Source organism: Pseudomonas sp. PvP025 (genome assembly GCF_017832155.1).
Lineage (GTDB): Bacteria > Pseudomonadota > Gammaproteobacteria > Pseudomonadales > Pseudomonadaceae > Aquipseudomonas.
Map to the genome: position 1 here is coordinate 1353725 of NZ_JAFIBJ010000001.1, position 24692 is coordinate 1378416.

21 protein-coding genes and 1 pseudogene are annotated in these 24692 nt (G+C 62.7%); 13 read left to right on the forward strand and 9 right to left on the reverse strand.

The genetic code is table 11. The features are described from left to right. Positions 1 to 241 precede the first annotated feature (241 nt). The 9 genes and pseudogenes from JOE32_RS05460 (at position 242) to JOE32_RS05500 (ending at position 8872) form a co-directional block, all read left to right on the forward strand. Positions 242 to 1450: a methyl-accepting chemotaxis protein gene (locus JOE32_RS05460; protein WP_209982099.1), complete on the forward strand. Its 1209-nt coding sequence runs from the start codon at positions 242 to 244 to the stop codon at positions 1448 to 1450. A 10-nt stretch (positions 1451 to 1460) separates the two neighbouring features. Beyond that, positions 1461 to 1829, forward strand: a complete 369-nt coding sequence (locus tag JOE32_RS05465) for a response regulator (RefSeq protein ID WP_024076566.1) — start codon at positions 1461 to 1463, stop codon at positions 1827 to 1829. Between the two features lie 25 nt (positions 1830 to 1854). Then, complete coding sequence (locus JOE32_RS05470) at positions 1855 to 2142, forward strand: STAS domain-containing protein (protein ID WP_209982102.1); 288 nt, start codon at positions 1855 to 1857, stop codon at positions 2140 to 2142. A 41-nt stretch (positions 2143 to 2183) separates the two neighbouring features. Beyond that, complete coding sequence (locus JOE32_RS05475; protein WP_209982104.1) at positions 2184 to 4217, forward strand: chemotaxis protein CheA; 2034 nt, start codon at positions 2184 to 2186, stop codon at positions 4215 to 4217. Positions 4218 to 4247: 30 nt separating this feature from the next. Then, positions 4248 to 5903, forward strand: a complete 1656-nt coding sequence (locus tag JOE32_RS05480) for a methyl-accepting chemotaxis protein (RefSeq protein ID WP_209982106.1) — start codon at positions 4248 to 4250, stop codon at positions 5901 to 5903. A 36-nt stretch (positions 5904 to 5939) separates the two neighbouring features. Beyond that, complete coding sequence (locus JOE32_RS05485) at positions 5940 to 6479, forward strand: chemotaxis protein CheW (protein ID WP_209982108.1); 540 nt, start codon at positions 5940 to 5942, stop codon at positions 6477 to 6479. 9 nt (positions 6480 to 6488) lie between these two features. Next, complete coding sequence (locus JOE32_RS05490) at positions 6489 to 7298, forward strand: protein-glutamate O-methyltransferase CheR (protein ID WP_209982110.1); 810 nt, start codon at positions 6489 to 6491, stop codon at positions 7296 to 7298. Continuing rightward, a pseudogene (gene cheD / locus JOE32_RS05495) lies at positions 7295 to 7827 on the forward strand (chemoreceptor glutamine deamidase CheD). Before JOE32_RS05490 ends, cheD begins: the two are co-directional and overlap by 4 nt. Beyond that, on the forward strand, positions 7790 to 8872 hold the full coding sequence (locus JOE32_RS05500) for a chemotaxis response regulator protein-glutamate methylesterase (protein WP_209982114.1): 1083 nt from the start codon (positions 7790 to 7792) through the stop codon (positions 8870 to 8872). Before cheD ends, JOE32_RS05500 begins: the two are co-directional and overlap by 38 nt. Here JOE32_RS05500 and JOE32_RS05505 read toward each other — a convergent pair. From JOE32_RS05505 to pstS, 6 genes are all read right to left on the reverse strand, one after another. Beyond that, entirely contained in the window at positions 8861 to 9409 is a 549-nt protein-coding gene (locus JOE32_RS05505; protein WP_209982115.1) for a hypothetical protein, read from the reverse strand. The genes JOE32_RS05500 and JOE32_RS05505 overlap by 12 nt on opposite strands. Continuing rightward, entirely contained in the window at positions 9409 to 10107 is a 699-nt protein-coding gene (locus JOE32_RS05510) for a hypothetical protein (RefSeq protein WP_209982118.1), read from the reverse strand. Before JOE32_RS05510 ends, JOE32_RS05505 begins: the two co-directional genes overlap by 1 nt. 97 nt (positions 10108 to 10204) lie before the next feature. Continuing rightward, positions 10205 to 10966 carry a phosphate ABC transporter ATP-binding protein PstB gene (pstB, locus tag JOE32_RS05515; RefSeq protein ID WP_057010279.1) on the reverse strand — a complete coding sequence of 254 codons (762 nt, stop codon included), beginning with the start codon at positions 10964 to 10966 and terminating at the stop codon, positions 10205 to 10207. A 76-nt stretch (positions 10967 to 11042) separates the two neighbouring features. Next, positions 11043 to 11936: a phosphate ABC transporter permease PstA gene (gene pstA / locus JOE32_RS05520; RefSeq protein ID WP_057010278.1), complete on the reverse strand. Its 894-nt coding sequence runs from the start codon at positions 11934 to 11936 to the stop codon at positions 11043 to 11045. Then, positions 11933 to 12901 carry a phosphate ABC transporter permease subunit PstC gene (pstC, locus tag JOE32_RS05525; protein ID WP_209982120.1) on the reverse strand — a complete coding sequence of 323 codons (969 nt, stop codon included), beginning with the start codon at positions 12899 to 12901 and terminating at the stop codon, positions 11933 to 11935. Before pstC ends, pstA begins: the two co-directional genes overlap by 4 nt. Positions 12902 to 12975: 74 nt before the next feature. Beyond that, positions 12976 to 14004: a phosphate ABC transporter substrate-binding protein PstS gene (gene pstS, locus JOE32_RS05530; RefSeq protein ID WP_209982122.1), complete on the reverse strand. Its 1029-nt coding sequence runs from the start codon at positions 14002 to 14004 to the stop codon at positions 12976 to 12978. Between the two features lie 187 nt (positions 14005 to 14191). Between pstS and ppk2 the strand changes: the two genes are divergently transcribed. Beyond that, positions 14192 to 15109 (forward strand): polyphosphate kinase 2, encoded by a 918-nt coding sequence (gene ppk2 / locus JOE32_RS05535; protein ID WP_209982124.1) that lies wholly within the window; start codon positions 14192 to 14194, stop codon positions 15107 to 15109. Between the two features lie 69 nt (positions 15110 to 15178). Here ppk2 and JOE32_RS05540 read toward each other — a convergent pair whose 3' ends face one another. After that, positions 15179 to 17032, reverse strand: coding sequence for an ABC transporter ATP-binding protein (locus tag JOE32_RS05540; protein ID WP_209982126.1), 1854 nt, complete (start codon positions 17030 to 17032; stop codon positions 15179 to 15181). A gap of 1199 nt (positions 17033 to 18231) precedes the next feature. Between JOE32_RS05540 and JOE32_RS05545 the strand changes: the two genes are divergently transcribed. Continuing rightward, positions 18232 to 18465, forward strand: coding sequence for a hypothetical protein (locus JOE32_RS05545; RefSeq protein ID WP_245228977.1), 234 nt, complete (start codon positions 18232 to 18234; stop codon positions 18463 to 18465). Positions 18466 to 18487: 22 nt separating this feature from the next. Here the strand turns inward: JOE32_RS05545 and JOE32_RS25095 are convergent, their stop codons facing one another. Next, the gene (locus tag JOE32_RS25095) at positions 18488 to 18610 is read right to left on the reverse strand and encodes a hypothetical protein (RefSeq protein ID WP_003230191.1); all 123 of its coding nucleotides are present in this window, start codon (positions 18608 to 18610) and stop codon (positions 18488 to 18490) included. 153 nt (positions 18611 to 18763) lie between these two features. Here JOE32_RS25095 and ligD point away from each other — a divergent pair, with 153 nt between their 5' ends. Together ligD and JOE32_RS05555 are read left to right on the forward strand one after the other, a co-directional pair. Next, positions 18764 to 22132 (forward strand): DNA ligase D, encoded by a 3369-nt coding sequence (ligD, locus tag JOE32_RS05550; RefSeq protein ID WP_209982128.1) that lies wholly within the window; start codon positions 18764 to 18766, stop codon positions 22130 to 22132. A gap of 8 nt (positions 22133 to 22140) precedes the next feature. After that, complete coding sequence (locus JOE32_RS05555; RefSeq protein ID WP_209982131.1) at positions 22141 to 22455, forward strand: hypothetical protein; 315 nt, start codon at positions 22141 to 22143, stop codon at positions 22453 to 22455. A gap of 28 nt (positions 22456 to 22483) precedes the next feature. Here JOE32_RS05555 and treS read toward each other — a convergent pair whose 3' ends face one another. Then, on the reverse strand, positions 22484 to 24550 hold the full coding sequence (gene treS, locus JOE32_RS05560; RefSeq protein ID WP_209982133.1) for a maltose alpha-D-glucosyltransferase: 2067 nt from the start codon (positions 24548 to 24550) through the stop codon (positions 22484 to 22486). Positions 24551 to 24692 lie beyond the last annotated feature (142 nt).

A 24692-nucleotide genomic window follows, 5' to 3' on the forward strand; every position in this document is an offset into this window, starting at 1 on the left:
GCCTGGCTTTGGGGCTGCTGCGCAGCCCAACGCAGGACAAGCCTGCTCGCCACAGGGAATCTGCGCTTAACTGAACGGCATTAGGGCAAGCCCGCTCGCCACGGTGCGATTTCGACACTGACCGGTCATACGAGGTTCATAAACCAGACGGAAGGCACACGCCGACGTCTAAAGTTGTGACGCACCGCGCAGATAACCCCTATGTCGTTTACATCCGCAACACTGTTCAAGGATCGAACTCATGCCCCCGAGTCAACCCAGCCGTACTGCCCTTGCCGGTCATCCGCGTTTTCGTTGGTTCGCTTTCATCCCGGTCATCCCCGCTGTCATCTGGATACTGTCGCAGTCCACTGCCCCGGCCAACCTTGCGGCCTGCGCCGTGCTGGTGTTGATCGGCCTCGGCGCCTGCGCCTGGAGTGCCGGTGCCCAGCGCGACGCCGTGCAGCGCGCCGTCGCGCTGGCAGAGGATTCAGCGGCGCAGGCCGGCCTGCAGGGTGTGGATTCACGCACGCAGCTCGACGAGATCCTGCTCGGCGCCATGCCGATCTGGGCCAAACAGGTGGAAAGCTCGCGGCAGCAGACCGAAGACGCGATCGTGAGCCTGGCCAATCGGTTCACCGGGATTTCCGCGCGTTTGCAGGACACCGTGCAAGCCTCGCAGCAGGCCGCCGGCGAGCTGGACGGGCAGGCCGCCGAGGGCGCGCTCAAAGGGCTGGCCAGCAGCGACAGCGAGCTGAGCCAGGTGATCGATTCGCTCAAGGCCACCCAAACCAGCCGTGACCAGACCCTGACCCAGGTGCGCAGCCTCACGGCCTATACCGGCGAGCTGCGCACCATGGCCGCCGACGTCGCGGCCATTGCCGCGCAGACCAACCTGCTGGCGCTCAACGCCGCCATCGAGGCCGCACGTGCCGGAGAAGCCGGTCGCGGCTTTGCGGTGGTGGCCGATGCGGTGCGCAGTCTGTCGAGCAAATCCAGCGAGACCGGCCAGCAGATGTCGGCGAAGGTCGACATCATCAACAACGCCATCACCCAACTGGTGCAGGCGGCATCCAGCAGCGCCGACCAGGACAGCCACTCCGTTGCAGCGTCCGAGCAGAGCATCCAGCAGGTGCTCGAGCGCTTCCAGAACATCACCGGGCGCCTGGCCGACTCCGCCGACCTGCTCAAGCAGGAAAGCTACGGCATTCGCGACGAGATGACCGAGGTGCTGGTCAACCTGCAGTTCCAGGACCGGGTCAGCCAGATCCTCAGCCACGTGCGCGACAACATGCACGCCCTGCACGAACACCTGTTGCAGGCCAGTCAGTCGCCGGACCAGGCGCTGGTCGTCGACGCGCGCCAATGGCTGGCGAGCATGGAGGCCACCTACGCCACCGACGAACAACGCCGCACCCACCATGGCGAAGCGGCCGCGTCACAGAATTCTCAAGACATCACCTTCTTTTAAGGAGCACACCATGGCGAAGAATGTATTAGTGGTCGACGACTCCAGCAGTGTGCGGCAAGTGGTCGGCATTGCCTTGAAAAGCGCCGGTTACGACGTGATCGAAGCCTGCGACGGCCGGGATGCGCTGGGCAAGCTCACCGGGCAGAAGGTCCACTTGATCATCAGTGACGTGAACATGCCAAACATGGACGGCATCACCTTCGTCAAGGAGGTCAAGAAGCTGGCCAACTACAAGTTCACGCCGATCATCATGCTGACCACCGAGTCCCAGGAGTCGAAAAAGGCCGAAGGCCAGGCGGCGGGTGCCAAGGCCTGGGTGGTCAAGCCGTTCCAGCCGGCGCAGATGCTGGCGGCGGTGTCCAAACTGATCCTGCCCTGACCACTGGCGCCATGGAGGGCCTCCCATGCCGATTACCTGCGAAACCGTTGACGGCACCACCTGCGTGGGCATCGACGGTGAACTGACGATCTACACCGTGGCCGAGCTGGCCGCCGCGCTGCTGCCGCAACTGGGCACGGCGCCGCGCCTGGCGCTTGACCTGTCCCAGGTCACCGAGATGGACGGCGCCGGCCTGCAATTGCTCGCGGTGATCCACCGCGAAGCCGAGCACCGCGGCACGGTCCTGAGCCTGGCCGGCCAGAGCCCGGCGGTCGAGCAAACCTTCACCTTGTGTGGCGGCGTCGCCTTCTAGCGCCCACCGCCCCGTTCAAAGCACGACAAAGGAGTGTCCAGGTGAGTATCAACCTCGATCAGGCACAACAGACTTTCATCGTCGAGGCACGCGAACTGTTGCAGGCCATGGAGCAATCCCTGCTGCAACTGGAAAGCGAGCCCGGCGATCAGGATGCCATCGGCGCGGTGTTCCGCGCCGCACACACCATCAAGGGCTCCGCCGGCCTGTTCGGCCTGGAGCCGATCGTGAGCTTTACCCACATCGTCGAAGACGTGCTCGACCGCCTGCGCGATGCCAGTGTGGCGGTGGACGCCGCGCTGATCGCAGTGCTGCTCAAGTCCGGCGATCACATGCTCGAGCTGATCGACGTGGTGGCCAGCCGAGGTGAAGCGCTGCAAGCGCCGGCGCTCGAGCGCGAAGCGGCGCTGCGCCAGGCGCTGAGTGCCTATCAGGGCACGGACCACGCGGTGGCCGGCGTGCCGATGACTGCCGAGGTCAACGACACCCAAGGCGACGTGCTGTGGCACATTTCCCTGCGTTTTGGCGTGGACGTGTTCCGCAACGGCATGGACCCGCTGTCCTTTCTGCGCTACCTCGATACCCTGGGCCAGATACTGCAGGTCACCACCCTGACCGACCGCCTTCCGCCCTTGGACAGCTGGGACGCGGAAAGCTGCTACCTGGGCTTTGAGATCGACCTGCGCTCGGCGGCCAGCCACGCCACGCTCAATGAAGTCTTCGACTTCGTGCGCGACGACTGTGAAGTGCACATCAGCGCCATCGACGACACGCCGTTTGAGGAACCACTCAGCGGCACCGAACGGGTCGCGCCCCCCGAACACTTGACGCCGGCGCCCCAGCGTGTGGCGACGAGCAGCGAAGCAAAACCCCGCGACGGCAACTATGTAAGGGTCAACGCCGACAAACTCGACGAACTGATCAACCTGGTCGGCGAACTGGTGATCGCCAGCGCCGGCGCCAGCCTGCTGGCGCGCTCGTGCAACAACGACCCGTTGCAGGAGGCCACGTCCACCGTGTCCGGGCTGGTGGAAGAGATCCTCGATGGCGCCCTGCACCTGCGCATGATCCCCATTGGCGACACCTTCAACCGCTTTCGCCGCGTGGTGCGCGACGTCAGCCAGGAACTGGGCAAGGACATCGACCTGCTCATCAGCGGCGCGGAAACCGAACTGGACAAAACGGTGGTGGAAAAGATCGGCGACCCGCTGATGCACCTGCTGCGCAATGCCATGGACCACGGCATCGAAAATGCCGCAGCGCGGCACGCGGCGGGCAAACCGAGCAAGGGCCACCTGAGCCTGAATGCCTACCACGACTCCGGCAGCATCGTCATCGAAATCGCCGACGACGGCGCCGGGCTCAACCGCGAGCGCATCCTCGAAAAAGCCCAGGAGCGCGGGCTGGTCGCCAGCGGCGCGCAACTCACCGATCAGGAGATTTACAACCTGATCTTCGAGGCCGGGTTCTCCACCGCCGAGGCGGTCACCAACCTGTCCGGGCGCGGCGTGGGCATGGACGTGGTCAAGCGCAACATCACTTTGCTGCGCGGCACCGTCGATCTCGACAGTCGCCCCGGCCAGGGCACGGTGGTGCGTATTCGCCTGCCGCTGACCCTGGCGATCATCAACGGTTTTCTGGTCGGCATCGATCAGTCCACCTACGTGATTCCGCTGGACATGGTGCAGGAATGCATCGAGCTGGACGAACACCAGCGCCAGTCGAGCCGCGACCAGGGTTATCTGGACCTGCGCGGCGAGGTGTTGCCGCTGGTGGACCTGCGTGAGCACTTCAGCCACGAAGGCCCGCCGGCGCGGCGCCAGAATGTGGTGGTGGTGCGTTACGCCGAGCACAAGGCCGGGCTCGTGGTGGATGACCTGCTCGGCGAGTTCCAGACCGTGATCAAACCCCTGGGCAAGCTGTTTGGCGCACTGCGCGGCATCAGCGGCTCAACCATCCTGGGCAGCGGTGCGGTGGCGTTGATTCTGGACGTGCCCGCCCTGCTCAGCCAAATCGTACAACTGGAAGCCCGTACGGCCCAGGCGCCTCAGTCGCCCTTGGTCGTCGTCCGCTGATGTATTTGCAACTCCATGGAGGTTCCCCCGATGAAATGGTTCTACGATCTTAAAATTTCCACCAAGCTGATCAGCTCGTTCCTGGTGGTGCTGGCGCTGACGGCGGTGATGGGCGGGTTCGCCATCCTCCAGCTGGGCTCTGTCAACCAGGCGGCCCAGGACATTCGGGGTAACTGGATGCCGTCGATGCGCGCGGCGGCCGGCATGCGATTTTTCGCCGCCAACTATCGCTTGAAGGAAAACCGCAACATCAGCACCGAAGTGCTCGAGGAAAAAGCCCAGGCCGAACGCGAAGCCGTCGAGGCGCGCCAGCAATTCGAAACCCGGCTGGGTACCTACGAGCAATTGCTGTCCAACGAAGAAGATCGTCAACTGCTGGCCGGTGTGAAGAGTGCCTGGGCCGCTTACCTTGCGGCCAGCCAGCAGCTGTTCGAGCTGTCCCGGCAGAATCAGGAAGTCCAGGCCCGTGCCCTGCTGCGTGGCGAATCCAAGACGCACTTCGATGAACTGACCACCCGCCTGCAGAAAATGATTGAACTCAACGACGCTGGCGCCACGGTCGCCGGGGACCACGGCACTGCGCTGTACGAGAATGCACGTCTGTCGATCATCGTCGTGCTGGTCGTGGCCCTGCTGATCGGCCTGGGCCTGGCGCTGTTCATCGCGCGAATCATCTCGCGTCCGTTGCGCCAGGCAGCGGCCGCCGCCGAGCAACTGGCCGAGGGCAACCTCAACGCGCATATCGACAGCGGCGCCAAGGACGAAACCGGCATGGTGCTCAATGCCATGCGCAACATGGTCGGCAAACTGGCGCACATCATCGGCGAAGTGCGCAATGCCGCCGACAACCTCGCCAGTGCCTCGGAACAGGTCAGCGCCACCGCGCAATCGATGAGCCAGGCCACCAGCGAGCAGGCTGCCAGCGTCGAGGAAACCAGCGCGTCGGTGGAGCAGATGAGCGCCAGCATCAACCAGAACACCGAGAACGCCAAGGTCACCGACGGCATGGCCAGCAAGGCTGCCAAGGAAGCCACCGAAGGCGGTGAATCGGTGCAGCAGACCGTGGTGGCGATGAAGAAGATCGCCCAGCGCATCAGCATCATCGATGACATCGCCTACCAGACCAACCTGTTGGCCCTTAACGCGGCCATCGAAGCGGCCCGGGCCGGCGAGCATGGCAAGGGCTTCGCAGTGGTGGCCGCCGAGGTGCGCAAGCTGGCGGAACGCAGCCAGGTGGCCGCGCAGGAAATCGGCGAGTTGTCGTCCAGCAGCGTGGAGATGGCCGAAACCGCCGGCAAGCTGCTCGGCGAAATGGTGCCGTCGATCAACAAGACTTCCGACCTGGTGCAGGAAATCAGCGCCGCCTCCGAGGAGCAGGCTGCCGGTGTCGCACAGATCAACACGGCGATGACCCAGCTCAACCAGGTGACGCAGCAGAACGCCTCGAGCAGTGAGGAACTGGCCGCCACCGCCGAAGAAATGAGCAGCCAGGCCGAACAGCTGCAGCAGGCCATGAGCTTCTTCGTGCTCGATGCGTCGCCCAGGGCCACGGTGCACAGCAGCGCGGTGGACACCGGCAACAAGCCCAACCGCCAGCCGCCGCGTCCGGCTGCGCTGGCACCGCGCAAGGCATTTGCCTACAGCATGGCCAGCGCCCCCGACGAATCGGAATTCACCCGTTTCTGATCGCACGCGACGCTACGGGCTCACAGGGAGAATCACATGGGCGCAGTAACCCCTTCCCGTCATACCGCGGTTGCGGTCGACGAGGATGCGCAATACCTGACCTTCATGCTCGGCGGCGAGATGTTCGCCATCGGCATTCTGGGCATCAAGGAAATTATCGAATACGGCAGCCTGACGGTGGTGCCAATGATGCCCGCGTTCGTGCGTGGCGTGATCAACCTGCGTGGCGCTGTGGTGCCGGTGGTGGACCTGTCGGCGCGCTTTGGCCGGCAGAATTCGGCCATCACCCGGCGCTCCTGCGTGGTCATCATCGAAGCCCGTACCGAAGACGGTCAGCCCCAGGACATCGGGCTGCTGGTGGACACCGTGTCGGCGGTGCAGGAAATCCCGGCGGCGCAGATCGAGCCACCGCCCAGCTTCGGCGCGCGCATTCGCGCCGATTTCATCAGCGGCATGGCCAAGGTCGAAGGCAAGTTCGTGATCGTGCTGGAGGTGGACAAGGTGCTGTCCATCGACGAGATGTCCAGCCTCGCCGAGGCTGGCCAGGCGCCAGCACTCGATACCGACGCGCGTTGAGGCCCGGTCATGCCAGATACCTCGTCGCTTGATGACCGCGAGTTCGGTCAGTTCCAGTCCTGGCTGTACCGCGCGGCTGGCATCAATCTGTCGCCGGCAAAAAAGGCACTGGTGGCCGGACGCCTGTTCAAACGCCTCAAGCATTATGAGTTGGAGAGCTATGGGGAGTATTTCAAGCTGATCATGAGCGACCAGCGCAAGGGCGAACTGCAGGTCGCGCTGGATTTGCTCACCACCAACGAAACCTATTTTTTCCGCGAGCCCAAGCATTTCGATTTCCTGCGCCAGCAGGTGCTGCCCAAGGCGGCGCCGGGCAAGCTGTTTCGCGTGTGGAGCGCAGCCAGTTCCTCCGGCGAAGAGCCCTACAGCCTGGCGATGACCCTGGCCGAAGGCCTGGGCACCACGCCGTGGGAGGTGATCGGCTCGGACATCAGCACCCAGGTGCTGGCCAAGGCACGCAGCGGGCATTACGCCATGGAGCGCGCCGGCACCCTGCCCCAGCCGCTGTTGAGCAAATACTGCCTCAAGGGCATCGGACGCCAGGAGGGCACCTTCCTGATCGACAAGCGTTTGCGCAGCCGGGTCAATTTCGTGCAGGTCAACCTCAACGAGCCGCTGCCCGGCCTGGGCGAGTTCGACGTGATCTTCCTGCGCAACGTGATGATCTACTTCGATCAGCAGACCAAGAGCCAGGTGGTTGCGCGCCTGTTGCCGCTGCTCAGGCCCGGCGGGCATTTCATCATCAGCCACTCGGAAAGCCTCAACGGCGTCAACGACACGTTGAAGCTGGTGGCGCCGTCGATTTACTGCAAGCCATGAAAAAGCCCGCCGATGCGCCCGAAGTGGTGTTGGCGCCAGGCCAGGTGAGCTTTGCGACGCGGCCAATGCGCCTGCGCACCCTGCTCGGCTCCTGCGTGGCGTTCACCTTCTGGCACCCGCAACGGCGCATCGGCGGCATGTGCCATTTCATGCTGCCGGCGCGCTTGCGCAAGGGCCAGCCCCTGGACGGCAAGTACGGCGACGAGGCACTTGAGCTGCTGCTGCGCCACGCCCACGTCAACGGCACGCGGGCGCAGGACTATCAGGTCAAGCTGTTCGGCGGCGGCGAGATGTTCCCCGAACAGCAGCGCCGCCTGCCGGACCAGGACGTGGCCAGCCTGAATATCCGCGCGGCGCTGGCCCTGACCGAGCGCCATCACCTGCACCTGGCCGCACAGGACATGGGCAGCACCGGCTATCGCACGATTGTGTTCGACCTGTGGAACGGCAACGTCTGGGTCCGGCACCAACCAATGGGAACACTCCAATAAATGCCTACCAAAAAAATCAGCGTGCTGCTGGTCGATGACTCGGCCGTGGTGCGCCAGGTGCTGTTGGCGATCCTCAACGACACGCCGGACATCCATGTGATGGGCGCGGCGTCCGACCCGATTTTCGCCATGGACAAGCTCGCCCGCGAATGGCCGGATGTGATCGTGCTGGACGTGGAAATGCCGCGCATGGACGGCATCACGTTTCTGCGCAAAATCATGAGCGAGCGCCCGACGCCCGTGGTGATCTGCTCCTCGCTGACCCAGAAAGGCGCGGAAACCTCGTTGCAGGCGCTGTCGGCCGGCGCCGTGGAAATCATCACCAAGCCCACCACCGGGCTGAAGAACTTTCTGATCGACTCGGCCGCCGAACTGGTGGCGGCGATCCGCGCGGCGGCCAACTCCAACGTCAAGAACCTCGGCAAACGCGCCGTCAGGCCTGCCGCCGCGCCCGCCCCGGCCAGCAAGCTCAGCGCCGACGCGATCCTGCCCGCCGCCAACGGCCACGCCATGGCCCAGACCACCGAACGCATCGTCGCCATCGGCACCTCCACCGGCGGCACCCAGGCGCTGGAGGCCGTGCTGACGGCGTTGCCGAGGGTGTGCCCGGGGATGGTGATCGTGCAGCACATGCCGGAAAAATTCACCGCGTCCTTTGCCGAACGCCTCAACAGCGTGTGCCAGATCGAAGTGCGCGAGGCGCGCAACAACGACCGCATCCTGCCGGGCCTGGCGCTGATCGCCCCCGGTGGCAAGCACCTGATGGTCACTCGCAGCGGCGCCTACTACCACGCGCAGGTGATCGACGGCCCGCTGGTCAACCGCCATCGTCCGTCAGTGGATGTGCTGTTTCGCTCGGTGGCGCGTTTTGCCGGCAAGAACGCCACCGGCATCATCATGACCGGCATGGGCGACGACGGCGCACGGGGCTTGAAGGAAATGCTCGACGCCGGCGCCGCCACGGTGGCTCAGGACGAGGCCAGTTGCGTGGTGTTCGGCATGCCGAAGGAGGCGATCAAGCTCAATGCCGCGCAGCGCATCATGGCGCTGCAGGACATTCATCAGGCGATTTTATACAAGTGAGCGGGTGCGCTGGCGGGCGGGCCGCGGGCGTCTGATCAGTTGCTGCCAGACAAGCTGCCCCTGCACCAGGGCAGCGGCGTGCAGAACCTTGTGCGTCCAGCGGGCATCCTGCGGGTCAACCACGACCACGCGAAACCCGTGATCCTCCCCTTCGATGCGCACGCCCTCGGAATCATCGACGTGCAGGTCGATGTCGAACGCCGGCGGGTACTTCGACGGCGCGTTGGACAGGCCGTGTACCGTCAGGGCGCGATTATGCAGCACGCTGTTGACCACACCGTCGACGCGGATGCCGTAGAGCAACAGCCAGCGGCGGATGTAGGACGGCGTGCGGCCGGACGAGGTATAAACCCAGACACTGCAGCCCTGGCGGCGCAATTCGCGGATCAGCGCACGGGTGCCCACCCGCAGCGGCTCGCCCAGCCATCGATGCACGCAGGCCGGCAGCCGGCTGGTTTCCGCCGCGCAGTGATGCTGCTGGCAGGCCAGGGTGTCGTCGATATCGAAGGAAATACGCATGCGTGGAAAGGCGCGCATCAATGGCCTCCCTGATGCAGCGGCCGGGGGCCGTCGCCCAGGAAAAACTTGCCTGGGGCGGGTGCCTGATGTTCCAGAAAGGCCGCGTATTTCTTCTTGATCTTGGGCAATTCGTACAACGCCTTGACTCCATGTTTTGCAGAGTTGCGGATCACCGAGGACGGATTGAAATAGCCCTCGGCGTTCTCCAGCGTCAGCACGAAGGGTGGTAAACCTGCGCGCATGAGCAAATAGCTGACAATCAGCGAACCGCTGCGGTTGTTACCTTCAATGAACAGCTGCGGCTTGCTGAGAATGCGTACATAGACGCCGGCCGCACGCTTCCAGACCGACTCGCTGCGATACGCACAGTACCAATTGAACAGATCCTTGATCCCGCCTTCAACGTTGTTGAAGAAGTGTTCCTCGGTCGCTGCCAGGTGCTGCGCGTATTCCAGCCGGCGCGCCGGGTCTGTACCGCACAGTACCACGGCGTTGATCTCCAGCATCAGGTTCAGTTGGTGCAGATCGAACAGGTCGACGCCGCGTGCGACATAGTCGTCAATCAACGCGTAGCCTTCAAGCACATTGTGCAGCACTTCGTCAGTCAGGGGGTCGCGCGGCTCGGTGAAGTGCCGGCTTAGCTCGGCGAAGCGATCCTGCACTTCACGCAGTGCGCGCTCAATGGCCGGCAAATCCAGGCGATGCGTTACAGACATTGAAACTCCTTGGAAAACCGAGGCAGGAAAATCTACCGGATGCCCGCCAATTCCATTTGGCGTTTGCAGGTAGGCGGTGTCGATGAGGCGGTGATGCTCAGCTGAACTTGCCGCTGATGTAGTCTTCGGTCATTTGCTCACGGGGTGTGCCGAAGATCTGCGCAGTGGCGCCCATCTCCACCAGATAGCCGGTGCGCGTGCCCTGGGAAATGTCCACCGAGAAAAACGCGGTGGTGTCCGCAACACGGATTGCCTGCTGCATGTTGTGGGTCACCAGCGCGATGGTGTAGTCCTTCTTCAACTCGACCATCAGCTCTTCGACCCGGCGAGTGGCAATCGGGTCGAGGGCCGAGCACGGTTCGTCCAGCAACAGCACTTCAGGCTCGGTGGCGATGGCGCGCGCGATGCACAGCCGTTGCTGCTGGCCGCCGGAGAGCGACAGGCCGCTGACCTTGAGCTTGTCCTTGACCTCGTCCCACAGCGCTGCGCCCTGCAGCGCGTGCTTCACGCGGTCGCCCAGGTCGCCCTTGTAGCGGTTCAGGCGCAGGCCGAAGGCGACGTTGTCGAAGATGCTCATCGAGAACGGGTTCGGCTGCTGGAACACCATGCCGATGTAACGACGCACCACCACCGGGTCGACGCCCTTGCCGTACACGTCCTGGCCGAGAAAATGCACATGGCCCTCGAAGCGGAAGCCCTTGACCAGGTCGTTCATGCGGTTGAGGCTGCGCAGCACAGTGCTCTTGCCGCAGCCGGACGGCCCGATGAAGCCGGTGATCTTGTTTTTTTCGATCGGCACGTGGCTGTCACGCACCGCCATGAAGTTGCCGTAGAAAATCTTGTCCAGCTTGCAGTCCATGACCACAGGCGAGTCGGTCACAAACGGAGCAGCAATTTGCGCAGTTGATACGTTCAAAATTCAGGTGCTCCCGCTCTTAATACTTGGGTTTGCCGAAAATACGGCTCACGATATTCACCACCAGCACGATCATCACCAGCACCAGCGAGGCCGCCCAGGCGAGTTCGAGCTGGTTGTCGAACGGCATGCCGGAGAAGTTGTAGATCAGCACGGCCAACGAGGCTGTCGGGTTCATGACGGCGAGGTTGCCGTCGTGGTAGATCCAGTAGTTGCTGAACAGCGCGGTAAACAACAGGGGGGCGGTTTCGCCTGCGGCGCGCGCCACGGCCAGCATCACACCGGTGAGGATCGCCGGCATGCCGGTGGGCAGAACGATTTTCCAGATCACCTGGGAACGGGTGCAGCCCATGCCGTACGCGGCGTCCTTCATGATCTTGGGCACCATTCTCATCGACTCTTCGGCCGTCAGCACCACGATCGGCAACATCAGCACGGCCAGCGCCACGCCCCCTGCAGGAGCCGAGTAAGTGCCGGTGGTCATCACCACCAGGGCGTAGGCAAACACGCCGGCCAGGATCGACGGCAGGCCGGTGAGCATTTTCGCGGCAAAGCGCGCCGCGCTCGCCAGCTTGCTGTCGGGGCCCAGCTCGGCGAGGAACACCGCCGCGAGGATGCCGACCGGCACGGCGATGGCCGCCGCGATACCGACCATCACCAGGGTGCCGGCCATGGCGTTGCCGAAACCGCCGCCGGTCTCGAAACCGGTGGGCGGCAGCTCGGTGAACAGTTCAAGACTCAGGCGCGCCCCGCCCCGGGTAATCAGCATATACAGCACGGAGATCAGCGGTACGCTGGCCAGCAGCGCCCCCAGCCAGACCAGCGTGGTCAACACCAGGCTGCGCAGGGCGCGGCCTTCGAAGCGGCGCTGCAGGCTGGGCAGCGCGATGTCGGGCGTGGTGAGGTTGGTCATTGCTTGGTCCCCCGCTGGGCGTAAAGCATGAGCATCGAGCCCGCCACGTTGACCAGCAGCGTGATGAACATCAGCACCAGCGCTGCATACATCAACACCTCGATCTCGTTCGGCCCGGCTTCGGGAAAGTTCAGCGCCAGCAAGGCCGCCAGGGTATTGGCCGGGGCGAACAGCGACAGCGAAATATTGTTCGCGTTGCCGACCAGCATCGCCAGGGCCATGGTTTCACCCAGGGCGCGACCCAGGCCCAGCACCAGGGAGCCGAAGATACCGGTGGCCGCCGACGGCACCATCACCTTGAGAATCGCTTCCCAGTGGGTGGTGCCCATGCCGTAAGCCGCCTGTTTGGTTTTCATCGGCACGCCGGTGAGCGCGTCCTGGGACACGGCGGCAATGGTCGGCAGGATCATGATGGCCAGCACCAGCGCGGCCGGGAGCAAGCCGGGGCCGCTCAAGGACGTGCCGAAAAACGGGATCCAGCCAAGCTCCGTGTTCAACCACGCGGTCAGCGGCCGGATGGCCGGGATGACCACGTAGATGCCCCACAGGCCGTACACCACGCTGGGGATGGCCGCGAGCAGTTCAACGATGGTACGAAACACCGCAGCCAGCTTGGCCGGGAGGAAATCCTGGGTGAGAAAGATGGCCATGCTGACGCCGAACACACCGGCGATCAGCAATGCGATAAAGGCGCTGTACAGCGTGCCCCAGATCGCCGGCAGAATGCCGTATTTGCCTTGATTGACATCCCAGACGCTGCCCAGCAGCACGTCAAAGCCGTGCTTTTCCATGCCGGGAAGCGCCTTGCGCCCTACTTCGAACACCAGCGCGAAAACCAGCGCCAGCACCAGCACCACGCCGATGCGTGCAAGCGCACGGAAGGTGCGGTCAACCACAAAATCCTTGGTGGACGGTGGCTGACACGCAGAGTCCGGGTTAACCGGTACGACAAAAGGTGAGTTCATGGGTTGCTTCCGAAACAGGGAGGACGCGCTCCCGGCGAGGCGGAGTGCCTGCGCCGGGAGTGAGCTGGCAAGCCTTACTGGATGTTGGCTGAAGCTTTGCGAACCTGTTCAACCACCGAAGCCGGCAGCGGGATGTAGCCCATCGAATCAGCGATTTTCTGACCTTCGGTGAGGCTGTATTCAACCATTTCGCGCATGGCCTTGGCCTTGGCCGGGTTGCCGTTGTCCTTGCGGAAGATCATCCAGGTGTAGGACGTGATCGGGTAGGACTTGGCGCCATCCGGGTCCGGCAGCCAGGCCACCAGGCTTTCAGGCATTTTTACCGCTGCCAGTGCTTCTGCACCGCTTTCGGCGTTCGGCACCACGTAGTGGCCGGCCTTGTTCTGCAACTGGGCGAAGTCGACCTTGGCCAGTTTGGCGAAGCCGTATTCGATATAACCAATCGCGCCCGGGGTCTGGCGTACGGTGGCGGTCACGCCATCGTTCTTGGGCGACTTGATGAACTTGTCGGTGGCCGGCCAGTTGACGGTGTTGCCTTCACCCATCGCGTCCTTGAACGCAGGGTTGATGGCCGCCAGGTGCTTGGTGAACACCGCAGTGGTGCCGCTGGAGTCCGCACGCACCACCACGGTGATCGGCGTATCGCTGAGTTTCAGGTCCGGGTTGGCGGCAACGATCTTGGGATCGTTCCACTTGGTGATCTTGCCCAGGAAGATGTCGGAATACACATCGCGCGGCAGCTTCAGCCCTTTGGGGTTGCCCGGCAGGTTATAGGCCAGCACGATTTCGCCGGCGGTCATCGGCAGCAATTGCACACCTTCGGCGACCTTGGCGATGTCTTCGTCTTTCATGGCCGAGTCGCTGGCGGCGAAGTCCACGGTCTTGTTGAGGAAATCCTGTACGCCCGCCCCGCTCCCTTTGGACTGGTAGTCCACCGTCACGCCCGCGCTTTTCTTGCTGAAATCCTTGAACCAGGTGAGATAGATCGGCGCCGGGAAACTGGCACCGGAGCCGGTCAGGCGGATGCTTTCGGCAGCAAACACCGAAGTGGCACTTAGTGAGACCGCGACGGCGAGTGCAGCTGACTTCATCAAGCTTTTCATTCAAGGAACTCCGTGTTGTATTTTCGGGCTCCCGGGACTTTGCAGCAGCTTTGTTACGTTTTTATGAAAAATGAATGGCAGGCAGGTTTTTGTCCCGTTTTACAGCGTCAAACGCTTATTTACGTGTCATTACTTCGTAACAAGATGCGACTAACACTCGATCATCCTCCCCACGCGAGTGTCTCCCATGTCTGCAACAGACGACGCCCTGATCCAGCGCATCCGCCGTGAGCTGCTCGATCACAGTGACGAAGAGCTGGAACTGGAATTGACCGAAGACGGCCATGACCTCAATGCGCTGCTGGATGAGCACATGGAGGAAAGCCCCGAAAAGGCCGAACGCAGGGTTTATTTCAGCGAATTGTTCCGCCTGCAGGGCGAACTGGTGAAGCTGCAAAGCTGGGTGGTCAAGACCGGGGCCAAGGTGGTGATCCTGTTCGAAGGCCGCGATGCCGCCGGCAAGGGTGGGGTCATCAAGCGCATCACTCAGCGGCTCAACCCCAGGGTGTGCCGAGTCGCCGCCCTGCCCGCGCCGAACGACCGCGAACGCACGCAGTGGTACTTCCAGCGCTACGTCTCACACCTGCCGGCGGCGGGCGAAATCGTGCTGTTCGACCGCAGCTGGTACAACCGCGCCGGCGTCGAACAGGTCATGGGATTTTGCAACGAGGCGCAATACGAAGAGTTCTTTCGCACCGTGCCGGAGTTCGAACGCATGCTCGCGCGCTCCGGGATCCAGTTGATCAAATACTGGTTCTCGATTTCCGATCAGGAACAGCACCTGCGCTTTCTCAGCCGCATTCATGATCCGCTCAAACAATGGAAACTGAGCCCCATGGACCTGGAATCCCGTCGCCGCTGGGAGGCCTACACCAAGGCCAAGGAAATCATGCTGGAACGCACTCATATCCCCGAAGCGCCCTGGTGGGTGGTACAGGCGGACAACAAGAAGAAGGCCAGGCTCAACTGCATCCACCATTTGCTCAAGCAGATGCCCTATGAAGAAGTCGAGGTGCCGATGATCGAGCTGCCCGAACGCGTCAGGCAGGAGGATTACCTGCGCAGCCCCACGCCGCCGGAAATCGTCATCCCGCTGGTTTACTGACAGCGCTCAGGTGCCCGCCATTGCGTGATCCCGACTCGCCCGCAGCGAGTCGGCTTGCCCTTCCCGGCTTTAGTCCATTACCTCCGCCACGCCGCGATCCTCACCCAAAAAACCACCACTCTGGTGGTGCCACAGCCGCGCATAGATGCCGTTCTTGGCGAGCAGTTCGGTGTGGGTGCCCTGTTCGAGAATGCGGCCGTCATCCATGACGATCAGTCGGTCCATGGCAGCAATCGTCGACAGTCGATGGGCAATGGCGATCACGGTCTTGCCCTGCATCATTTCATCGAGGCTTTCCTGGATGGCCACTTCGACTTCCGAGTCCAGCGCGCTGGTCGCCTCGTCAAGCAGCAGGATCGGCGCGTTCTTGAGCATTACCCGGGCAATCGCGACACGCTGGCGCTGGCCGCCGGACAACTTGATGCCACGCTCGCCAACGAGCGTGTCGTAGCCGGTGTGGCCCTGGCGGTCACTCAATCGGCTGATGAACTCATCGGCCTGGGCGTTGGCCGCCGCCATGCGGATTTGCGCGTCGCTCGCATCGGGACGACCGTAGGCGATGTTGTCGCGAATGGAGCGGTGCAACAGCGACGTATCCTGAGTGACCATGCCGATGGCGCTGCGCAGGCTGTCCTGGGTCACCTGCGCGATGTCTTGCCCGTCAATCCGGATCGTGCCGCTGTCGACGTCATAAAAGCGCAGCAGCAGGTTGATCAGCGTGGACTTGCCGGCGCCGGAGCGCCCGACCAGACCGATTTTTTCGCCCGGGCGAATGTCCAGGCTCAGGCCATCGAGCACCTGGCGCTCGCCGTTGTAGTTGAAACTGACGTTGTCGAAGGTGACGGCGCCGCCGGAGGTGACCAGCTCACCCGCGTCCGGCGCGTCCTGCACCTTGGCGCCGCGAGTCAGGGTGCCCATGCCATCCTGCACGGTGCCGATGCTCTCGAACAGCGAGGTCATCTGCCACATGATCCAGTGGGACATGCCATTGATGCGCAACGCCATGGCGGTGATCGCGGCCACGGCGCCCGCGCCGATCTCGCCCTGGTGCCAGAGCCATAGCGCATAGCCCCCGGCGGCCATGATCAAAGCCACCACCAGGGCCTGGTTGACGATCTCGAACTGGCTGACCAGGCGCATCTGGCGAAAGCCGGTCTGCTTGAAATCTTCCATGGCCGCGCGGGCGAAATGCGCTTCGCGGTTGGAATGGGAGAACAGCTTCACGGTGGTGATGTTGGTGTAGGCGTCGGAAATACGGCCGGTCATCGACGAGCGTGCATTGGCCTGCTCCTGCCCCACTTTGCCCAGACGGGGCACGAAGTACAGCATGGCCAGCCCGAACAACAGGATCCAGGCAATAAACGGCAGCATCAGTTTGAGCGCGAAGCCGCCGGCCAGCGCGATGATCGCGATGAAGTACACACCGATGCCGGGCAGGATCTCGATCAGGGTGAACAGCACGTCGCGCACCGCCAGCGCCGTCTGCATCACCTTGGTGGTGACCCGCCCGGAAAACTCATCGGAAAAAAACGAAAGGCTTTGCCGCAGCATCAGCCGGTGGAAGTCCCAACGCAGCCGCAACGGCAGGTTGATCGCCAAAATCTGGTGCTGCACCATCGTGCGCAACGCCACCAGGCCGACACTCAGCACCATCACGATGCCCATACCCCACAACACACGGCTTTCCTGCGCGGCCGCATCACCGCCGGCCTGCCAGGTCGACAGCAAGTCGACGACCTGGCCAAGGAAGGAAAACAGCCAGGCTTCGTAAATCGACACCGCAGCGCTCAGCAGCGCAAACGCCAGAATATAGCCACGCGCGCCGCGGGTGCAGGCCCACAAAAACCGTGCTAGGCCCTCTGGCGGCGGAGGGACTTCGTCAGGGGGGAACGGGTCGAGTCTTCGTTCAAACGCACGAAGCATGGTGGTCTCCAAAGCAATCAAGTTGGAGGGGATTCTGCCAGTTAACGATTGCTTTGGGGGGATCAGTGTGCGGGCTCGCGGGGATCAGACCTGCACGCTGAACCGCTGCGCCGCGCACGATGATGGCGACTTTTGCGTCGAACAAGGGTTACTCCTTTTGCGCAGAGAATGCTTTTGTGGCGAGCGGGCTTGCCCCGCGTTGGGCTGCGCAGCAGCCCCGATAAAGATGAATGCGCTGTCTCAGGCACTCCGCGGTGACGGGTTTTGGGGCTGCTACGCAGCCCAACGCGGGGCAAGCCCGCTCGCCACAGGGGGCACTCGGTGGTTGTCTAAAAGGTGTGGATACTCAGGCCAGCGATGAAGTCTCGATTGCTGTGCAAGCTGCACCTCAATCGGTCCATGATTGGCGGGCTCATAGCTTTTTTTGGTGTCGACCATGGATTACTCCTTTTGCGCAGAGAATGCTTTTGTGGCGAGCGGGCTTGCCCCGCGTTGGGCTGCGCAGCAGCCCCGATAAAGATGAATGCGCTGTCTCAGGCACTCCGCGGTGACGGGTTTTGGGGCTGCTACGCAGCCCAACGCGGGGCAAGCCCGCTCGCCACAGGGGGCACTCGGTGGTTGTCTAAAAGGTGTGGATACTCAGGCCAGCGACGAAGTCTCGATAGCTGTGCAAGCTGCACCTTAATCGGTCCATGATTGGCGGGCTCATAGCTTTTTTGGTGTCGACCATGGGTTACTCCTTTTGCGCAGAGAATGCTTTTGTGGCGAGCGGGCTTGCCCCGCGTTGGGCTGCGCAGCAGCCCCGACAAAGATGAATGCGCTGCCTCAGGCACTCCGCGGTGACGGGTTTTGGGGCTGCTACGCAGCCCAACGCGGGGCAAGCCCGCTCGCCACAGGGGGCACTCGGTGGTTGTCTAAAAGGTGTGGATACTCAGGCCAGCGATGAAGTCTCGATAGCTGTGCAAGCTGCACCTTAATCGGTCCATGATTGGCGGGCTCATAGCTTTTTTTGGTGCCGACCATGGGTTACTCCTTTTTGCGCAGAGAATGCTTTTGTGGCGAGCGGGCTTGCCCCGCGTTGGGCTGCGCAGCAGCCCCAAAACCAGACGCTGAGCCGTATCAGGTACACCGCGTTTTGCTCGATGGGGGGCGCTTCGCACCCCAACGCGGGGCAAGCCCGCTCGCCACAAGAGGCACTCGTGATGGAGAGCTACCGGTTTATCGAGCAGCGCCTTGCTGCGCGCGCTGACGGCGCGGCTTACAACATTGTTCATCCAGTGCTGCTGGTTTTCTGGATGTGGGGGAAGTGGATCGATATAGACATGAGCCTGCATTTCCCCCACTGGACTCAACGTATTCAGTCAATTATCGAAAGGCCTGCCGTGCAACGGGCGTTGGCCACCGAGGGTATCGATATCAATACCTTCAGATAAACACTGATAGCACACGCACAGGTCAGCAGGCCCCTGGCGGAATGCCGTCCTTGTTGAAGTCCTTCAAACGCTCACGCTCTTGTTCGGTTGAATGCGCGGGGGTCTGCTGTTCCTGTTCCGGTTGCTTCTTCTTTTCTTCAGTCATCGCGGTGTCCTCTGGGTGGTCTGTGTTTCGGCAGTCCAAGCCGCTGGCAGTTCAACCGGGATGCAGGTGCCGCGCCCGGCAACAAATTTAGAACTCGCTCCGTTCTTCAGCACTCGGATGAGAAAGCACCGAAAACATTGAAGGATCGAGGCTATGCAGAACCTCAGGATCGCCACATTCAACGTCAACGGCATCGGCGCGCGGTTGCCCAACCTGTTGCAGTGGCTAGAGAAAGAGCGGCCGGACATTGTCTGCCTGCAGGAACTCAAGGCTCAGGACAAAGCCTTCCCCGCTGCCGAGCTTGAGGCGGCAGGCTATGGTTGTCTGCACCATGGGCAGGCCGCGTGGAATGGCGTGGCGATTCTTGCCCGCGACTCCGAACCCCTGTTGATCCACAAAGGCTTGCCCGGCGCGGAAGACGACTCGCAGTCGCGCTACCTCGAAGCCGCCGTGCATGGCGTGGTGGTCGGTTGCCTCTACCTGCCCAACGGCAACCCGCAACCGGGGCCCAAGTTCGAGTACAAGCTCAAGTGGTTCGAGCACCTGATCAAGCATGCCCGCACGTTGCAATCGGGCGAACACCCGGTGGTGCTGGCCGGGGACTTCAATGTGGTGCCCACCGACGCCGATATTTACAGCACCCGTTCATGGCTCAAGGATGCCCTGCTGCAGCCGGAGAGTCGCGAGTGCTATCAACGGTTGCTGGACCAGGGCTGGATCGACTCGGTGCGTCACCTGTATCCCGAGGAGCGGGTCTATACGTTCTGGGATTACTTCCGGCAACACTGGCAGAAGAATTCCGGCCTGCGTATCGACCATCTCCTGCTCAACCCGGTACTCGCCCCGCATCTCAAAAACGCCGGTGTGGATGCCTGGGTGCGCGGCGAGGAACACGCCAGCGATCATGCGCCCACCTGGATCGAGCTGTCGTCGCGCAAAACGCGCGCTAAGAAAAAGCCGCAGGCGAACAAAGCCCTGGAGGAGTACCACCACAAACGTGATTTCGATGCGACCTCGGAACCCGCAGGCGGCACGTCCAGGGGCAGGACACGCACAGAGCCGAACGCCCTGCAGTTCTGCATTCAAAAGCATGACGCCAGCCGCCTGCACTACGATTTTCGCCTCGAACTCGACGGCACCCTCAAAAGCTGGGCCGTGCCCAAGGGGCCTTCTCTGGACCCGAAAAACAAGCGCCTGGCCGTGCACGTCGAAGACCACCCGCTGGACTATGCGACCTTTGAAGGCAGCATCCCCGAGGGCCATTACGGTGCTGGCGACGTCATCGTGTGGGACCGCGGCATCTGGAAACCGCTGTCGGATCCGGTGCAAGCCTACGCCAAAGGCCGCCTCAAATTCGAGCTGCAGGGCGAAAAGCTGGGGGGCGTGTGGAACCTGGTCAAGACGCATATGCCGGGCAAGCAGGAGCAATGGTTTCTGATCAAGCATCAGGACGAATTCGCCCGCGCCGACAGCGATTACGACGTGGTCGAAGCCGAGCCACACAGTGTGCTGAGCGAGCGCACCATCGTGCAGAAAAAGCGCAAGGCGGCGCAGGCCAAACCCGTCGACCAGGCCCCCGCCAAGCGCGCCAGGCCCACACGCGCAAAAAAGCTGGAGAATGCCCGGCCGGCGGCGCTGCCGCAAAGCCTTAAGCCTGAGCTGGCCACGCTGGTGGATTCCCCACCCGAGGGTGATTGGCGCTATGAAATCAAGTTCGACGGCTACCGCATCCTGGCCCGGGTGGAAGACGCCAAGGTGCAGTTATTCACGCGCAACGGCAACGACTGGACGCATAAGCTGCCGCGCCAGGCCGAGGCGATTGCCAGCCTGGGCCTCACATCTGCCTGGCTGGATGGCGAAGTGGTGGTTGCCAACGAACACGGCGTGCCGGATTTCCAGGCCTTGCAAAATGCGTTCGAGCAGGCGCGCAGCGGCAACATCGTTTACTACCTTTTCGACCTGCCCTTTCTCAACGGCATGGACCTGCGTGAGGTGCCGGTGGAGCAACGCCGAGGCGCCCTGGCCAAGGTGCTGGAACGCAGCGAAGGCGATCTGCTCAAGTATTCGGCGGACTTCGCTGAAACGCCCGAGGCACTGCTCAACAGCGCCTGCGACATGCACATGGAAGGTCTGATCGGCAAACGCGTGGGCAGCGCGTACCAGTCACGGCGCAGCGGCGACTGGATCAAACTCAAATGCAAGCGGCGCCAGGAGTTCGTCATCGTCGGTTATACCGAACCCAAGGGCTCGCGCAGCAAGTTCGGCGCGCTGTTGCTGGGGTTGCATGATGACGACAGCGGCGAACTGCGGTACGCGGGCAAGGTCGGTACCGGCTTCAACCAGGCCACACTGGCGACGATCTTCGCGCAACTGACCCCGCTTGAGGTCAAGAAACCTGCGGTGGTCAACCCGCCAACGGGGTTCGAGGCCAAGGGCGTGCACTGGCTCAAGCCCGCGCTGCTCGCGGAAGTGGCGTTCGCCGAAATCACCCAGGACGGCTTCGTCAGGCAGGCGGTGTTTCACGGGCTGCGCAACGACAAACCCGCCAAGTCGATTAGCGAAGAGCGCCCTGCCCTTGCCGTCAAACCTAAAACCGCCAGGAAGACCAAGGCGATGACCAAGACTGCATCCGACAAAAACGGCTCGACCACGCTCAGGCTCACCCATCCTCAACGCGTGATCGACTCCGGCAGCGGCGCGACCAAGCGTGACCTGGCGGACTATTACATCGGCGTCAGCGACTGGATCCTGCCGCAGTTGCGCAACCGGCCTGTCGCCCTTGTGCGTGCGCCGGATGGCATCGGTGGCGAGTTGTTTTTTCAGAAAAACGCAGAACACCTGGCGATTCCCGGCATCGAGATCATCGGCAAGCAAGAGACCGGTCACCCGGTGATGCTGATCAACAACATCGAGGCACTGGTCGGCGCGGTGCAGATGAACACCATCGAGCTGCATACCTGGAATGCAGTGTCCAAAAACCTGCAAAAACCCGACCGCTTCATTCTCGACCTGGACCCGGACCCGGCGCTGCCCTGGAAAAGCATGATCGAGGCCACCCAACTGACCTTGACGGTACTGGACGAACTGGGGCTCAAATCCTTTCTCAAGACCAGCGGCGGCAAGGGTATTCATATCGTCGTGCCGCTGACCCCGAAGGCGGACTGGGACGCGGTCAAAAGCTTCAGCCACGCGGTGGTCAAACATATCGCCAACCTGCTGCCGGACCGGTTCTCGGCGGTTTCCGGGCCAAAAAACCGGGTGGGGCGGATTTTCATCGACTACCTGCGCAATGGCCTGGGCGCCACCACCATCTGCGCCTATGCAGCGCGCAGCCGCGAGGGCTTGCCGGTGTCGGTGCCGATCTTCAAGGACGAGTTGAAAGACCTCAAGGGCGCCAACCAATGGACCGTGCGTAATCTGCATGAGCGCCTGGGCGAGCTGGACGCCGACCCGTGGGCCGATCTGCCTGGAATCCGGCAAACCATCACGGCTCAGATGCGTAAACGCATCGGCCTGAAGTGAGCGCATAGGTGTATCCGAGCACACCGGACGGTCGCTACTTTGTGGTCAAGGGCACGTTGTGGCGGTGCAGCAACCCGTCGCTGCCTGACGACGTCAGGCAACAGCTGGTCAACCAATTGATGGCCGCGCGGCGCGCGGTGAAGGCCGCCAATGCCTCGGGCGATCCCCATGAGCTGAAGGCCGCGAGGGCCACGGTTCACGAGGCCAAGGTCGCGCTCGGCGAACGCGGCCCGGTGTGGTGGGATGACGGAGCGCCGGACTTCAACCGGCACAAGGTCGGCAACACGCCCTATGCACCGTGGTATGCATCGCTGAATGCCTGAGGTGCCACCGGCCCCCCAGGCAACCTCATCACAGCATCGGTGTGCTGCTCACCACCCGCAACGCCAGCCCTTCATAGGCATCCAGCGTGATGGTGAACTCACCCTCGGCGGTCAAGTCACCCTCGACCCGCTCATTGATGATGTCCACCACCGGCCCCGGCGCAATATTGGGCAGGTGCAGGGTTTCCGTGATCGGCGTGGCGCCGAAGTTCAGCGCGGTGATCTGCGTGCCCTTGCCGGCCGGCAGTTCGTGGACCATCACCAGCAAGCCCGGGTGTTCGACGTCCGGCACCAGGATCTGGCGGCTCGCGGCAATATCATAGGCGCGGCGCACGCCGAGGATTTTTTGCAGTTGGGAGGCGAACGACTCCGGGTCCTGCAACTGGCTGTTCAAACTGCCGTACAGGGATTTGGAGCGCGGCATCTGCCCGGCCGACAGCTCGGCCTCTGGGTTCAGGTCCACCAGGTCGTAGGCGCCACGATGGATCCAGCGGGTGTCGCCGTCCTGCATCAGGTGGTCCACCTCATCGGCGGCCAACGGCAGCGCGCCCACCAGGTCCCAGCCGGACAACGCAAACACCCCGGGCTGCATGGCGTTGTACATCACCAGCAGCAAGTGGATTTGGCGGATCTGCTGGACATCGGCCGGCGTGATGGCGTCCAGGTCGCGGATGCCCAGCGCCGCCGTGATGATGCTGGCCGTGGTGCACGACACCCCATTGGTAACGAACTTGAGGTTGTACGGCGCATGCTCGCCGGTCAGGCGCTCATACATCTGCTCGCGGATGTGCTCGCGCAGGATGTTGCCGGGAAAGGTCTGGCCCTGATACAGGAAGCTGTCGTGGGCGTGCAGGGTCCAGAAGTGCACCAGTTCCAGGGTCAGTTCATCGTGGTTTTGCAGCGCGTGAATCAGCGAGCCCGGGTCGATGCCCAGGCTGTGCATCTGGCGCAGCATCAGGCGCAGGAATTGCGCATCGCCCATCAGCAAGGCGTGCTGGTAGGCCGGCCGGGTGATGAAGTCGTAGGAGAGGTCCGCCCCGCCGTGGGACATCGACGCGATGTCATCCACGGTGAGGTTCAATTCCTGGAAGCTGAAGCCGCCGGCCTTGCGAATCGCGCCGCCGAGCAACTGGTTGCCGGTGATCGACAGCGGATGGCTTTCCGACCAGGCGGTGCCGTCCAGCTTGCGCTCGACACCGAGGAAGCCGTTGGCATCCAGGCGCAGGATCTTCGCGCCCATCACGTCGATCGCGTGCAGGGCGTCGCCGATGATCATCTGCTGCGCGGCGAATGATGGGTCAAGCCAGTTGAGCGACGGCTGGCCTTCCTTGAAGTAATGCAGGTACACCCAGCGCCGGGGTTTGCCGTCGACGCCCAATACTACCGGCGTGGCGCTCCAGTCGGTTTCCTTCACACCGGGCTCGAAGAAGATCACCCGTTGCAGTTGGCCAACGATGTAGTGCTTGTCGCGCAGGGCATCCACCTGCAGCGGGCTGAGGTTTTGCGCATCACGCCCTTCGGCGACATCGGGCAGCAGGGGCCAGTCTTCTTCGCGGATTTCCACCATGTGGTAGAGCCCCGGATAATCCTCGTAGGCCATCTCGGCCAGGCGAAAATCCGCGCCCTTGCCGGTGTGCGACGGGATCACGTCGTCGATGATCACTGCGTTGTGCGCGGCGGCCATACGCGTCAGCGCCTGTAACTGCGCCTCGGTGCCCAGCTGCGGGTCGATGTCGAAGCTGATGCGGTCGAAGTTGCCATCGATAGTCGGCGTATGGCGGGTACCGGACAAACCACCGGACTTTTTCAGCGGGCCGTTGTGAATGCCCTGGATGCCGATTTTCGACAGCGCATGCCACAGCGCTTCATCGCCCAGAGCTTCCAGCACGGTGCCGTCTTCGCGGGTGACGATCGAGGCCGGGTACGCGGTGAACCACACCGACGACAAGGCGGAAGCATCACGCGGCCGCGTCTGCGCGTAAGGCTGCTGCCACAACCGGCCCTGCCCCGAATACAGCCGGGCGCGCTGGCGCGCCGCATGCAGCATCGATTGTTCTACCAGCCAGTTCACATGATCCTTGTCTGCCGCCGTCATAAGCCCACTACCTGTCTCGTGAAAGGTTATTCGTAAACATAGGAGGGGCAACGGCGCCTATTCGTTGCATCGCGATACCCAACACCCGGGATTCTGCGCACAGGCGCGCAAAAAAAAGCCCGGCGGCACCGTAACGGTGCGA